Below are 11,940 nucleotides of genomic sequence, written 5' to 3' on the forward strand. Positions count from 1 at the left end.
GGCCATCGCTTTCTTCTCCTTCGATCTTGACTTCGCAATCACGAAGGATCACGCGATGGCCGTCCTCATTTCACGACGCCACGCCTCTACCAGCGGAAACTCTTACACCACTCCCGTGGACGCAACCCTGTCTCCCGGTGCGAACGGCGTGCCGAGCCGCGAGCGGTTGCTGTGTGACGCGTACGGATGCTTTTCCGTCTCCGGTTTCCTCGGTAAGAAGGAACTCGAGCGGCTGACGGAGGCGACGGCCGGATCACCGACTGGGCCGCTCCCGACGGTGGGGCGACGGTCCGCCACGCATCTGGCCGACGCGGCCGCCGCTCGCGTCGCTCCAAGCCCCACGACGCGGCGGGAGTGAGGCAGGGGAGGCAATGAGCCAGTTCAGTAACAGCCATATTGTCACCTTCTACTCCTACAAGGGAGGGGCGGGGAGGACGATGGCGCTGGCCAACACGGCCTGGATCCTCGCCTCCAACGGCCATCGCGTGCTGATCGTGGACTGGGACCTGGAGTCTCCCGGCCTGCACAGGTTCTTCCGCCCCTTCCTGGACGAGAAGGTGATCAGCGGCACGTCCGGCGTGATTGATCTGATCAAGGACTTCGCCTGGGCCGCAACCCGTCCCGACTCGGATACCGCCGACTGGCACACCCCGTACGCGGACGTGGGGCGGCACGTCGTGCCGGTCGAGTGGCCCCACTTCCCCTACGGCGGCTCTCTCGACCTCCTGCCGGCCGGGCGGCAGAACCGCGATTACTCCTCGCTGGCGTCCGCCTTCGACTGGGACGACTTCTACGAGCGGCTGGGCGGAGGGCAGTTCCTCGACGCCCTACGGGAGGACATGCGGCGCGGCTACGACTACGTGCTCATCGACAGCCGCAGCGGCTTGAGTGACATCGCCGACATCTGCACGGTCCAGTTCCCCGATACCGTGGTCCTCGGCTTCACGCTCAGCGACCAGAGCATCGAGGGGGCCGCGCAGGTAGGGGCCGACATCGCCGGACGCTACGCCGATCGCGACATCAGAATTCTGCCCATCCCGATGCGGGTGGACGACGCGGTAAGGGAAAAGCTTCACTCCGGTCGGGCGTTCGCCCGCAGTCAGTTCGACAGGTTTCTCACGGGCATGGACCCGGAACAGGCGAACCGGTACTGGGGGGCCGTCGAGATTCCCTACAAGCCGTTCTACGCGTACGAGGAGACCCTGGCGACCTTCGGTGACGCGCCCGGCTCGCCCGGCTCCCTGCTGGCCGCCTACGAGCGGCTCACGGGCGTCATCACCGGAGGCCGGGTATCGTCCCTTCCGCCGCTGCACGAGGACCTGCGGCTGAGGTGCTGGGAGCTGTTCGTCAGGCGCCACCCGTCGCTGCCGAACGACGCCACCCTGAACTCGCCGCCCTGCTGACCCAGGCCCGCATGTGTGAACGCGCAGCAGCAGCGGCCGCGCTGCTGCGCGCCCTCGACCGACCGGCGGGGACGGCTGCCGCCGGGCAGGGAGGGACGTCGCGGTCCCCCGATATCCAGCCAGCCATCTTGAACCTGGTCGCCGGCGAGGAACGCCGCCTCGCAGGCCACGAGGTGCTGAAGCGGCTGCTGGAACAACCCGCCAGGCCACCGGGCGCGAAGGGCCGCATCCAGGCTCTGTTCGGACTCGGCGGCGTGGGCAAGACAAAGCGGTGAGTCCGTACACCCTTTGAAGATCGCGCCGGAGATCGACGTCTTCACTCGGGGGGAGCCTGGAGCACCTGCGGCGCCCGGAAGCCGACCTCGCCGACCTGCCGCTCGCCATCGAGCAGGCCGTGGCGTCGCCTGCAAGTGCAACATCGCCTGCGACCTGGCCGCGGTGAGCGACAGGCGCTCGAACTCGCCGCGGAGGTCAGGGCGAGCTACGAGGAGACGCTGGGCGTGGACCGGTCGTCGCGGCCGTCCTCAGCCGGCGCCGCGTCGACCGCGAGCTGGAACCCCTCCCCTGGTGACCGGGCTCAGGCCTGCGGTCAGGCCGCCCGTCCGTCTCTGGCGAGCCAGCCCAGCAGGTCGGGCAGCACGTGCAGGGCGTGGAAGTGCGCCGCGCCCCGCTGGATCCGCACCGTGGCCGTCGGTATCCGCCCGGCCAGCCAGCGGGAGTGGCTGACCGGTGAGAAGACGTCGTCCTCGCCGTGCCACAGGAGAGTCGGCACCCTGATCTCGGCGGGGTCGAACCCCCACGGCGAGCAGAAGGCCATGGCGTCGTCGATCCAGCCGTACGCGGAGGTCCGCACGGCCTCCGCGTAGTTCTGCACCAGCATCGTCCGGATGCCGGCGTCCGCGATCACGCTCCTGTCCGAGTCCGGCAGTTCACCGTAGAGGGCGTTCACGAGCCGTACGGGGTCCTCGCGGATCTCGGCGGCGGCCGGGCCGAGCCGTGCCGCGAGCCGCGCCCGCCCCTGCATGGCGGTCGTGTACTCCGCGACGTTGCCATCGGACATGCCGTCGAACCAGTCGAGGCCCTCCGCCTCCAGGGGGGCGAGTCCGACGAGCACCGCGGCCCGGGTCACCCGATGGGGGATCAGGGCGGCGCAGGCGAGCGCGTGCGGCCCGCCGCCGGAGCGGCCCACCACCGCGAAACGGCCCAGGCCGAGGTGGTCCGCGATGGCGGCCACGTCCGCGGCGACGTCCCCTACGCTGCGGCCCTCGTGCCGGTCGGAGTCGCCGTACCCGGGCCGGTCGTAGGTGATGAGCCGCACGCCCAGCCGATAGAGCAGACCTTCCCGTGGAAGGGGGCCGATCCGGCTGCCGGGCGTCCCGTGGAGCAGGAACACCGGTCTGCCTCCGTGGATCTTTCCCCGCTGCGCGATCACGAGGCGCCGCTTGCCATCCGCCGACCACACCCCGTCCGTCAACGCCGGGCCCTCCGTGTCGATTGTTGAAGGATTCCAGGCCCAGCATCCTCCGAACCGGTGTGACGTGAAAAGGCTCGGCGGCCCCGGCACGGCGACGCCCTTCGCCGTACGGCCCCTGGAGCGATCCCTCTTGGCGGGTTATCTTCTATGCCGTTCGAACGGCCGGAACCGGTGGCGTACATGGCCGCCTCGGTCTTCATGCTGGAGCGGGCGGACGAGCTGTTCGCCGTCTGGGACGGGCTGCCGGCGCGCGGGTTCGGCGGCACGGCCGACGTCGTCTCGCACGCCCGCGAGCGGGAGATGCGGGTGCTGGTGCTCTGGCCGCCCGGTTCACGAAGGGACGGGTGAGCGTGACGGCAGGCAGGATCCGGCGGGTCGACGCGCTGCGCGGGTTCGCCGTGTGCGGGATCATGCTGGTCAACGCCTGGCAGCAGAGGGTGCGGCAGGGGCCGACCTCGCTGGACTGGGTGATGGAGAACCTGTTCCAGAGCCGCTTCTATCCCATTTTCGCGTTTCTGTTCGGATTGTCCTTCGCGCTCTTCCTGCGCTCCGCACGGCTGCGCACGCGGCGCCCGCGCGTCGTCATGCTGCGGCGCCTGGCCGTGCTGGCAGCGCTGGGCGCCGCGCACATCCTGATCGACCCCGGCGAGGTGCTGCTGCCGTACGCGCTGCTGGGGGTGGTCGTCCTGCTTCCGGCGAGCCTCCTGCCCCGGGCGGCCGTGCTGCTGGTGGGCTGCGGCGTCCTGGTCGCCGCCGTGCTGGATCCCCATCCGTACGTGCTGATCACCGCGCTGTTCCTGCTCGGCCTGGCCGCCGCCCCGCAGGCGGAGGCGAGGAGGGGCGCCGGACGCCTGGGAGGGGCCGACGGCCTGGGCAGTGGGCCGTTCCTCGGCGTCGTGTGCGGGGCGGCGGCCCTGCTCGCTGCCGGGCTGACCTGGTGGTGGAACCACGCGCCGCCCGGCGGCGGGGTCTACCAGGCGGCGGCGCTGTGCGGCGCGGTGGCCTACGCGACGGCGTTCCTGCTGCTCGCCCGTCATACGGCGGTGTTCGAGGCGCTGGGCCGGATGACGCTGACCAACTACGTGACGGGCACGACGGTGATCGTGATGGCGATGCCGCTTCTGAAGGCCGACGGCACGGGAGCAGCCGTCGTGGTGCTCGCCGTCGTCACCGTCGCCGCGCAGGCGGTCTTCTGCAGATGGTGGCTCGCCCGGCACCGGTACGGCCCGTTGGAATGGGTGTGGCGCACGCTTACCTGGTGGGGCACCTCACGGGGCACCTGGTGGAGCGTGGCGGCGACCGGGCAGACTGTGATCCGTGACCCGCGTAGCGCTGTGCCAGATCCCCGTCGACCACGACCCGGAGACCAACCTCTCGACCGTGCGTGACGCCCTCGCACGGGCGCGGGGGGCGGACCTCGCCGTGTTCCCCGAGGCGACGCTCGCCCGGTTCGGCCCGGGAATCGTCGAGACGGCCCAGCCGCTGGACGGCCCGTTCGTCACCGGCCTTGCCGAAGCCGCGCGTGAGCACGGCACGGCCGTCATCGCCGGTGTCTTCGAGCCCGCCGCGGACGGCAGGGTCTGGAACACGGCCGTCGCCCTGCGGGAGGACGGCTCGCTCGCCGCGGCCTACCGGAAGATCCACCTGTTCGACTCCTTCGGCGCGAAGGAGTCGAAGCTGGTCGCGCCGGGGGACGCACCGGCGGTCGTGGAGCTGGCCGGGCTCAGGGTCGGACTGATCACCTGTTACGACGTCCGCTTCCCCGAACTGGCCCGCGCGCTGGTCGACCAGGGCGCGGACACGTTCGCGGTGATCGCCGCCTGGGGCTCGGGGCCGCTGAAGGAGGACCACTGGACGACCCTCGTCAGGGCCAGGGCGATCGAGAACACCACCTGGACCATCGCGGTCGGTCAAGCGCCCAATCCCGCCATACCGGACGGGTTCGGTGTGGGCCGCAGCATGCTCGTCGATCCGATGGGCGTCGCCCGGCATGACCTGGGCACGGGCCCCGGTGTGCTGATCGCGGAGATCGACGCGGCGTGGACCGAGACAGCGCGCGCCACCCTCCCCTCGCTCGAACACCGCCGGCTCGGAGTCAGCAGATCGTAAACTTGGCCCCATGAGCGAGCCGGGACGCAGGACGCGGATGCAGAAGGTGGTTCCGCCGCGGCTGCTCGTGCCGTACCTGTCGGGCCGTCGCACGATCATCTCCGGCTACGTCTACCGCGTGCAGGACTGCGACCGCCTCACCACCCCCGCCGCGCTCGTCGAGGCCCTCGACCTGTGCTTCGACGGATCGGAGCTGACGCCGGACGTGCCCGAGCTGTACATCTTGCGCTGGGACGCGCGGGACATCGACACCTACGTCGTCCCGTACGGACCGCACATGGGCGGTGATTGGAGCGATGCACCGCCCTTCACCGGGAACGGCTTCACCGCCTCGCGCGAGCAGGTGGTGCCGCAGTTCCACACCATGCCCATGCCGATCCCCGCGGGCGCGGAGATCGTCCACCTCACCGCGGCCGGGGAGCGTCCCTTCGCCGGGTACGACGGCCTGACCTGGCGGCCGGCGCGATGAGCGAGATCGAGCCGGTCGGCCTGGGGTTCGTCGCCCGCTACCGCGACCGGGACTACGCCGCCGCGGTCGGGCCCGGCGGCGACGACGTGGTGCTGTTCAGCGAGACGCCGCAGGAGGGGTTCACCGCCGCGGGCGGCTACTGGCGGCTGCGGGTGAGCCGGGCCGCGCTGGAGCGGCTGACCCTGCTGCGCACGGTCGGGGCGTTCGGCGGCGAGCCGTGCCTCGTGCTCGACGAGGACGACGGCGGCGACGGCGGGGAGGGCGGCCTGCACATCGCCTACACCGGCCACAACGGCCTGAAGGCCGAGGCGCTCGGCTACTGGCTGGTGGACCACGGCGCGTACGAGGTGGTCGTGCCCCGCGACGAGGTCCACGCGATCCGGGTGGAGCGCGTCCCGGTGCCGCTCACTGCTGACCGGGCGGACGGTCACGAGAGCTCCTGAGGACCCGGGCCGAGGCAGCCCATTGCCGGTGGAAGCGGAGGACGGTTCAGGAGCCCAGCGACCGGTAGCGGGCGAAGCGGGCCGCCGTCCGCTCCCCCGCCGGGCGGTCCAGCAGGCCCGCGATCTCGTGTTCGAGCGTGCGGCCGGCCCTGCGGCAGAACTCCTCCGGCTCGTACGCCGCGTCCGGCCGTTCCGGCACGATCCTGTCCACGATGCCGTCCCGCCGCAGGTCGGCGGCGCGCACGCCCTGGGCGGCGGCGATCTCCGGGGCGAAGTCGACGGTCCGGTACAGCAACGCCGACGCGCCCTCCGGCGGGAGCGGCGACAGCCAGGCGTGCTGCGCGCAGACGACCCGGTCGGCCGGGAGCAGGGCCAGCGCGGCGCCGCCCGCGCCCTCCCCCAGCAACAGGCACACGGTCGGCGCGTCGAGCATGACGAGGTCGGCCAGGCAGCGGGCGATCTCGGCGGCCAGGCCGCCCTCCTCTGCCGCCTTCGACAGCTCCGCCCCGCCGGTGTCGACGACCGTGACCAGCGGCAGCCGTAGTTCGCCGGCCAGGCGCATGCCGCGCCTGGCCACCCGCAGCCCGGCCGGGCCGAGCGTGCTGCCCGCCCGCTGCCGCCGCCGGTCCTGGCCGAGGACGACGGCGGGCGCGGCGCCGAATCTGGCCAGCGCCAGCAGAAGGCCGGGGTCGCGCTCCCCCGTGCCGGTGCCGTGCAGCGGGGTCACGTCCCGCGCGCCGTATCTGAGCAGTTCGCGCACGCCGGGGCGGTCGTCGCGGCGCGAGCGGGTGATGGCCTCCCACGCCGGTGCCGGTTCGGCCGCCTCCTCGGGTTCCGGGCCGGGCTCCAGGCCCTCGCGCGGGGCGCAGAGCACGGCCAGCGCCCGGATGGCGATCTCCCGCGCGTCCTCGGCCGAGACCACGGCGTCGACCAGCCCGTGGGCGTAGAGGTTCTCCGCGACCTGGACTCCCTGGGGGAACGGGTAGCCGTGCAGCGATTCGAACACCCGAGGCCCGAGGAAGCCGATGAGCGCGCCCGGCTCAGCGGCCGTCACATGCCCGAGCGAGCCCCACGACGCGAACACCCCGCCCGTCGTGGGATGGCGCAGATAGACGACGTACGGCAGGCCGGCGGCGCGGTGGGCGGCGACCGCCGCGGTGATCTTCACCATCTGGGTGAAGGCCAGCGCGCCCTCCTGCATGCGGGTGCCGCCGCTGGCGGGGGCGGCGAGCAGCGGCAGGCGCTCGGCGGTGGCCCGTTCGACGGCCCGGACGAGCCGCTCGGCCGCCGCCACCCCGATCGAGCCGGCCAGGAAGGAGAACTCACAGGCGACGACGGCCACCCTGCGCCCGTCGAGCGCGCCCTCACCGGTGACGACCGACTCGTCGTATCCCGTCCTGGTCCGGACGCGGGCGAGTTCGGCGGCGTACTCCGACCCGGGCGCGGCCCGGTCCCGCGGAGGCTCGTCCCACGACTTCCACGAGTGCGGATCGAGCACCCTGGCGATCAGCGCCCGCGCGTCCGGCCGGCCCGCGCCGCCTTCGTTCATGGCGAGCGCCGCTCCCGTTCGGCCAGCCAGTCGAGCACGGCGTCGTTGTCCTGGCCCAGGCCGCGAGGCGCGGCGTGCCCGTCATCCGAGGCTCGGCCGTCGAACCGCAGCGGCGGGCCGGGCAGCTCGATCGGGCCGAGCACGGGGTGGTCGACGGTGACGAGCAGGCCCTGCGACCGCACCTGGTCCCAGGCGTACACCTCGTCGATCGACCGGATCGCGCCCGCGGGCACGCCGATCTCCCGCAGCGCCGCGAGCCAGTGCTCGCGATCGTGCGCCGCCAGCGCCTTCTCCATCTCGGCGATCAGCTCTTCCCGATGGGCGAACCTATCCCTGTTTGTCGCATATTTCGGCATTTCGGGATCGATGTCCAGTAGCTGGGCGACCTTGCGCCACTGCCCGTCGTTGGCCACCGCGATCTGGATCATGCCGTCGGCGCAGCGGAAGGCGCCGTACGGGGCGATGGAGGCATGGTGGTTGCCGCCCGCCTTCGGCACCGCGCCGCCGACGGTCCAGGCGGTGCCGTGGTAGGAGTGCACACCCACCACCGACGCGAGCAGGGACGTCCTGACGACCGTCCCGCGACCGGTGCGTTCGCGCTCGTACAGCGCCGCGACCACGCCGTACGCGCCGTGGATGCCCGCGAGCAGGTCGGCGATCGAGGCCCCGACCCGGTACGGCTCGTCGGGCGAAGGACCGGTCAGCGACATAAGCCCGGCCTCCCCCTGGGCGATCTGGTCGTAGCCCGGCCGGCCGCCCTCGGGACCGTCGTGGCCGAACCCGGTGATGGACAGGATCACCAGCCGGGGATTGAGCGCGTGCAGGCGCTCGGCGGAGAACCCGAGGCGGTCGAGCACGCCGGTGCGGAAGTTCTCCACCAGCACGTCGCTCTGCCGTACGAGCCGCTCGATCAGGTCGCGGCCCTCCTCGGACTTCATGTCCACCGTGATCGACCGCTTGTTGCGGTTGGCCGCGAGGAAGTACGTGGATATGTCGCGATCCGGGCCGACGAAGGGCGGGCCCCATCCGCGCGACTCGTCCCCCGACGGGTGCTCCACCTTGATCACGTGGGCGCCCAGGTCGCCGAGCATCTGCGCGCAGTGGGGCCCGGCGAGGGCCCGGGACAGATCGAGGACGACGATGCCGCTGAGAGGTCCCTGCACGGCCAGCCTCCACGGGGGTCGCTAAGGAGAACGTCCTTCGGTCTCCACCGGCAAGCCTGCCAGGTCACCCCGCCTGCACGACAGCCCTGTCCGTGCTCCGGCCGTCCGCACGGCCCGGCGCTCGCGGGCCGCGTCAGCGATGCGTGCGACGGCCGCGCCACTGGTCCATCAGCCGGCGCAGCCGCTGCTGGTTCTGCGGATCACGCACCGCGGTCCTGGCCTTTTCGACGTTCTCCCGGCCCTTGGGGCTCTGCAGGTAGTCCCTGATGCGCTGGACGATAGATGCCATTTATAACTCACCATCCCGTTTGTGCCGTTACTAAACGGCTACCCACGGACACCGCCGCCAATCACCGGTACCGGGGGCGCGCGGGGCGGTACGGTGAAAGCAGGGGACGACGTGCGGTGTCGGTACGCGACCTGGGGGCGAGACGTGGGATCGGATGCACCGGGCACGGGGCCGTTGTCTCCGGACTTCAGCGGCATATCCCCCGGGCCCATGGATCGTTTCGTCAAGGAACTGGAGCACGCCCGCGGGGTCATCGGGGAACGCGCCGAGGCCGTCCGGCGGGTGTTCGCCGCGAGGGGACTGTCCGCCGCGTCCCTGAGCCCCATCGGTGAGGTCGAACGGTGGATCGACGAACGGCTGCCCGACCTGCGCCGCCGCCACCGGATGGCCGTGGGCCTCTCCCAGGCGCCCAGCTGGTCGCCGGGCTCGCTCGTGCCGTACGACGAGAAGAACCTACTCGGGGCGGCCGAGGCCCGGCGGCTGGGCGGCGCACTCGCCGCGGCGTACAAGGACGTCGATCCGGACGCCCCGTTCGACTTCCACCTCGTGGACAAGTACCGCAAGCTCGTCGAGAACCTGGCCGCGCACGCCGACGACTCCGAGTTCACCGCCGCCTTCTTCGCCGGCATCGGCGTACGCCGGACCGTCGAACTGCCCCGGCGGCTGCGCCAGGTGCTGCAGGAGAACGTGGACGAGGCCGTGCGGACCGTGAGCCGGGCGTTCGGCTCGGCGGTGAGCGGAGGGTCCGCGGTCCCCGGCTTCGCGGCCGTCGCCGCCGCCGTGCGCACCAGGGCGGACGACGAGGAGGACCGCAGGGACATCGGCGACCTGCTGTCGGCGGGACGCCTGCCCACCGAGTGGCTGGCCGAGGTGGTGGCCACGCAGGTGTTCCTCCCCGGGGAGAAGACAGGCGGCGAGACGCTGACGCCGTACCTTGAGGCGCTGGCCGCCGATCCCGCGGCGGCGCGGCTCGCGATCGCGCTGGCGACCAGGAACAGCCCGCTGCCGAGGGACGCCGCCGCCCGCCTGCTCACGCGCCCGGGTCTCGGCTCGCGTGACCGGCGGCCCGACCTGGTGACGTTCCTGCGGGACCTGAACGACCGCGCGGCCGTGGACGCCACGTCCGCCGACGCGTTCGGGCGGGTGCTCGCCGCCGCGTCCGGCGCGTACGACGAGAGGGACGGAGCCCACAGCGACGTCGCGGCGAGGTTCGCCTTCGCCGTCGTCACCGGGACCTCGGGGTTCCGCTTCGCCCCGCCCACGCGCGTCCACCTCGCCGAGATCGCGGGCGCGTACGCCACCGAGATGACCGAGGGCGCGAACCTCGGCGACTCCAACCAGTTGCTGCCCAGCGCGTTCGGCCCGGTCGAGTCGCGCGTGCCGGGACTGTCACCGGCGTTCCGGCTGAGCCCGGAGGACACCTTCCGGTTCCTGCTCACCTTCGCGGGCGACGAGTCCGACCGCAGGCCGTTCGACCAGGGCATGGGCGACCTCGCCAAGCGCCTCGTCGGCGTGAACGTGCCACCGATGCTCAAGGCCGCGGACCCCTCTCGCCTGGACGATCTGTTCGCCGCACTGGGCAACGTCCGCGGCTTCGAACTCGCCGCCGCGGAGAAGCACCTCAAGGCTCTCGACGACGTCGCGGAGCGGAACGCCATCGCGGACGACATGGCCTGGGACGTCAGCCAGCTGGTGCTCGGCAAGGCCCTGCCGCAGGGGGAACTGTTGTGGCTGATGCTCGACCAGGGTCGTGGTCTGCTGAACAACATCGGCCCCGGCGACGAGACGAACGTCGAGCGACTGCGCGACAGCGACAACGCCGAGACCCTGGGCCGACAGCACACCGTGGCCGGGCTCCTCCTCGGTGCCGGGTTCCCCGCGGGCGTATCGCCCAAGGACTACCAGGCCGCATGCCCGCCCGGTGTCGCCATCGCGGACGGCGAGGGCAACCTGCGCCCCTTCCCCGCCATAGCCCAGTCAGGCAACCAGGGCCTGCGAGCCCTCGACCAATGGTTCATCGCCAACGGCCTCGGCGGCGACAAAAATTCCTTCGGAGAGGTCACGCGCTTTCTCGCGGATCGGTTCGACGGGCGGAAAGATGCGGCACAGCGCCGCGCAGCCATTTATTAGCCGCGCAAGCTCACGCCCAGACATTCCGTCTCACCACTCACCAAATACTGGCCATTCCCCGGTGATGCAAGTGTCAGGAGTGTGTGTGCGGCGTTGTTCCGCACGCGTACAGGTTCACCCGGATCACCAACAGCGGTGATGTCGTACGGCGCCACACGCTTCAGTGCTCCCACCAAAGAGTCCACAAGAGCAGCCGGTCCCCTCTGGGGGAGATCCTGGCCAGTGGCGGCGAAGGTTTGCTTGGCTTTGCCGTCGCCGCAGGGGATGTTCTTGCCGCCGGGGTCGGTGATGGTCACGTTCTGGGCGTTGCGCTCCTCCAGTAGTTGAAGGACGTGCTTTTTTAGGGTTTGGCCTGCTTGTGCTGCTGTGGGGGAGTTTTCTGTTGTGCAGGCGGTTGAGGTGAGAAGCGCCAGCAGGAGCGCGGCACCGATGGGGCGTAGCCGTACGGAAAGGGGCGCGCCGGGCATCGAGTTCGCCTCCGTGTCTCGCCGGAACCATATCCGGCCACATAATCTCAGGGAGTAGCACGGCACGACCACCTGTCTTTTTCGGTCATTGAAATGGGAGCCCGAAACGTGCCCACGGACGACGACCTGGTGCCGAACCCGAAGTACGACGACCTGCGGGCCGCGCTCGAGACGGTTCGGGAGCACGTTCACGTCCTGGAGACGGCCCTGGACCGGGCCTGCGCCCAGTTCGGCGGTGAACCGGTGTGGGTGGGCCCGGCCGCTCGTGCCTTCGCCGAAGAGCTCAACGGCCGGCGGGCGCGGATGAGGAGCGCCGTTCACCACGTGATCGCCGAACTCGAGACGGAGCTGCGCGCCACACCCGCCAAGGTCTCCCGTTCCGCCGCGATGAGCGGCTGAGGCCGGGGCGGGACGGATGTCCGCGCGCCAGGCCCTCGGCTTCCC

General features: G+C 71.5%; 15 protein-coding genes. 10 read left to right on the top strand and 5 right to left on the bottom strand.

Annotation, left to right across the window (positions count from 1 at the left end; translation table 11 throughout):
* From FLW16_RS44685 to FLW16_RS44010, 3 genes are all read left to right on the top strand, one after another.
* Positions 1-358, top strand: a 358-nt coding sequence (locus tag FLW16_RS44685) for a hypothetical protein (RefSeq protein WP_221891383.1), incomplete at its 5' end; no start/stop codon positions are given.
* 13 nt (positions 359-371) lie between these two features.
* Entirely contained in the window at positions 372-1,403 is a 1,032-nt protein-coding gene (locus tag FLW16_RS31670) for a KGGVGR-motif variant AAA ATPase (RefSeq protein ID WP_142563799.1), read from the top strand.
* A 128-nt stretch (positions 1,404-1,531) separates the two neighbouring features.
* Complete coding sequence (locus FLW16_RS44010; protein WP_185949680.1) at positions 1,532-1,678, top strand: hypothetical protein; 147 nt, start codon at positions 1,532-1,534, stop codon at positions 1,676-1,678.
* Positions 1,679-1,992: 314 nt separating this feature from the next.
* Here FLW16_RS44010 and FLW16_RS31675 read toward each other — a convergent pair whose 3' ends face one another.
* Positions 1,993-2,877, bottom strand: coding sequence for an alpha/beta fold hydrolase (locus tag FLW16_RS31675; RefSeq protein ID WP_142563800.1), 885 nt, complete (start codon positions 2,875-2,877; stop codon positions 1,993-1,995).
* A 147-nt stretch (positions 2,878-3,024) separates the two neighbouring features.
* Here FLW16_RS31675 and FLW16_RS31680 point away from each other — a divergent pair, with 147 nt between their 5' ends.
* From FLW16_RS31680 to FLW16_RS31700, 5 genes are read left to right on the top strand one after another with little or no spacing between them, the layout of a single operon-like run.
* Complete coding sequence (locus FLW16_RS31680) at positions 3,025-3,225, top strand: hypothetical protein (RefSeq protein WP_142563801.1); 201 nt, start codon at positions 3,025-3,027, stop codon at positions 3,223-3,225.
* A gap of 2 nt (positions 3,226-3,227) precedes the next feature.
* Complete coding sequence (locus tag FLW16_RS31685) at positions 3,228-4,265, top strand: DUF418 domain-containing protein (protein ID WP_142563802.1); 1,038 nt, start codon at positions 3,228-3,230, stop codon at positions 4,263-4,265.
* Positions 4,195-4,986 (top strand): carbon-nitrogen hydrolase family protein, encoded by a 792-nt coding sequence (locus FLW16_RS31690; RefSeq protein WP_142563803.1) that lies wholly within the window; start codon positions 4,195-4,197, stop codon positions 4,984-4,986. The genes FLW16_RS31685 and FLW16_RS31690 overlap by 71 nt, the downstream gene beginning before the upstream one ends.
* Before the next feature lie 10 nt (positions 4,987-4,996).
* A complete protein-coding gene (locus FLW16_RS31695; protein ID WP_260615788.1) occupies positions 4,997-5,455 on the top strand; it encodes a hypothetical protein in 459 nt (152 codons plus the stop codon).
* On the top strand, positions 5,452-5,898 hold the full coding sequence (locus FLW16_RS31700) for a hypothetical protein (RefSeq protein ID WP_142563804.1): 447 nt from the start codon (positions 5,452-5,454) through the stop codon (positions 5,896-5,898). Before FLW16_RS31695 ends, FLW16_RS31700 begins: the two co-directional genes overlap by 4 nt.
* Positions 5,899-5,944: 46 nt before the next feature.
* Here the strand turns inward: FLW16_RS31700 and FLW16_RS31705 are convergent, their stop codons facing one another.
* The 3 genes from FLW16_RS31705 to FLW16_RS44015 form a co-directional block, all read right to left on the bottom strand.
* Complete coding sequence (locus tag FLW16_RS31705) at positions 5,945-7,447, bottom strand: carboxyl transferase domain-containing protein (RefSeq protein WP_142563805.1); 1,503 nt, start codon at positions 7,445-7,447, stop codon at positions 5,945-5,947.
* Positions 7,444-8,610, bottom strand: coding sequence for a CaiB/BaiF CoA-transferase family protein (locus tag FLW16_RS31710; RefSeq protein WP_142563806.1), 1,167 nt, complete (start codon positions 8,608-8,610; stop codon positions 7,444-7,446). The genes FLW16_RS31705 and FLW16_RS31710 overlap by 4 nt, the downstream gene beginning before the upstream one ends.
* Before the next feature lie 133 nt (positions 8,611-8,743).
* A complete protein-coding gene (locus FLW16_RS44015; RefSeq protein WP_185949681.1) occupies positions 8,744-8,899 on the bottom strand; it encodes a hypothetical protein in 156 nt (51 codons plus the stop codon).
* Between the two features lie 210 nt (positions 8,900-9,109).
* Here FLW16_RS44015 and FLW16_RS31715 point away from each other — a divergent pair, with 210 nt between their 5' ends.
* The gene (locus FLW16_RS31715; RefSeq protein ID WP_142563807.1) at positions 9,110-11,029 is read left to right on the top strand and encodes a hypothetical protein; all 1,920 of its coding nucleotides are present in this window, start codon (positions 9,110-9,112) and stop codon (positions 11,027-11,029) included.
* On the opposite strand, the gene FLW16_RS31720 is transcribed toward FLW16_RS31715, so the two are convergent.
* Positions 11,026-11,496 carry a hypothetical protein gene (locus tag FLW16_RS31720; protein ID WP_142563808.1) on the bottom strand — a complete coding sequence of 157 codons (471 nt, stop codon included), beginning with the start codon at positions 11,494-11,496 and terminating at the stop codon, positions 11,026-11,028. The two genes, FLW16_RS31715 and FLW16_RS31720, sit on opposite strands and share 4 nt — an antisense overlap.
* A gap of 108 nt (positions 11,497-11,604) precedes the next feature.
* On the opposite strand from FLW16_RS31720, the gene FLW16_RS31725 reads away from it, so the two are divergent.
* Positions 11,605-11,895: a hypothetical protein gene (locus FLW16_RS31725; RefSeq protein WP_142563809.1), complete on the top strand. Its 291-nt coding sequence runs from the start codon at positions 11,605-11,607 to the stop codon at positions 11,893-11,895.
* The last annotated feature ends 45 nt before the right edge of the window (positions 11,896-11,940 follow it).

Source organism: Microbispora sp. KK1-11, from assembly GCF_006874435.1.
Classification (GTDB): Bacteria; Actinomycetota; Actinomycetes; order Streptosporangiales; family Streptosporangiaceae; genus Microbispora; species Microbispora catharanthi.

Bases quoted from the DNA above. Each gene is read 5' to 3' on its own strand.
- FLW16_RS31720 (WP_142563808.1), bottom strand. From the start codon at position 11,496: ATGCCCGGCGCGCCCCTTTCCGTACGGCTACGCCCCATCGGTGCCGCG.
- FLW16_RS31670 (WP_142563799.1), top strand. From the start codon at position 372: ATGAGCCAGTTCAGTAACAGCCATATTGTCACCTTCTACTCCTACAAG.
- FLW16_RS31695 (WP_260615788.1), top strand. From the start codon at position 4,997: ATGAGCGAGCCGGGACGCAGGACGCGGATGCAGAAGGTGGTTCCGCCG.
- FLW16_RS31705 (WP_142563805.1), bottom strand. From the start codon at position 7,447: ATGAACGAAGGCGGCGCGGGCCGGCCGGACGCGCGGGCGCTGATCGCC.
- FLW16_RS44015 (WP_185949681.1), bottom strand. From the start codon at position 8,899: ATGGCATCTATCGTCCAGCGCATCAGGGACTACCTGCAGAGCCCCAAG.
- FLW16_RS31680 (WP_142563801.1), top strand. From the start codon at position 3,025: ATGCCGTTCGAACGGCCGGAACCGGTGGCGTACATGGCCGCCTCGGTC.
- FLW16_RS31715 (WP_142563807.1), top strand. From the start codon at position 9,110: ATGGATCGTTTCGTCAAGGAACTGGAGCACGCCCGCGGGGTCATCGGG.
- FLW16_RS31700 (WP_142563804.1), top strand. From the start codon at position 5,452: ATGAGCGAGATCGAGCCGGTCGGCCTGGGGTTCGTCGCCCGCTACCGC.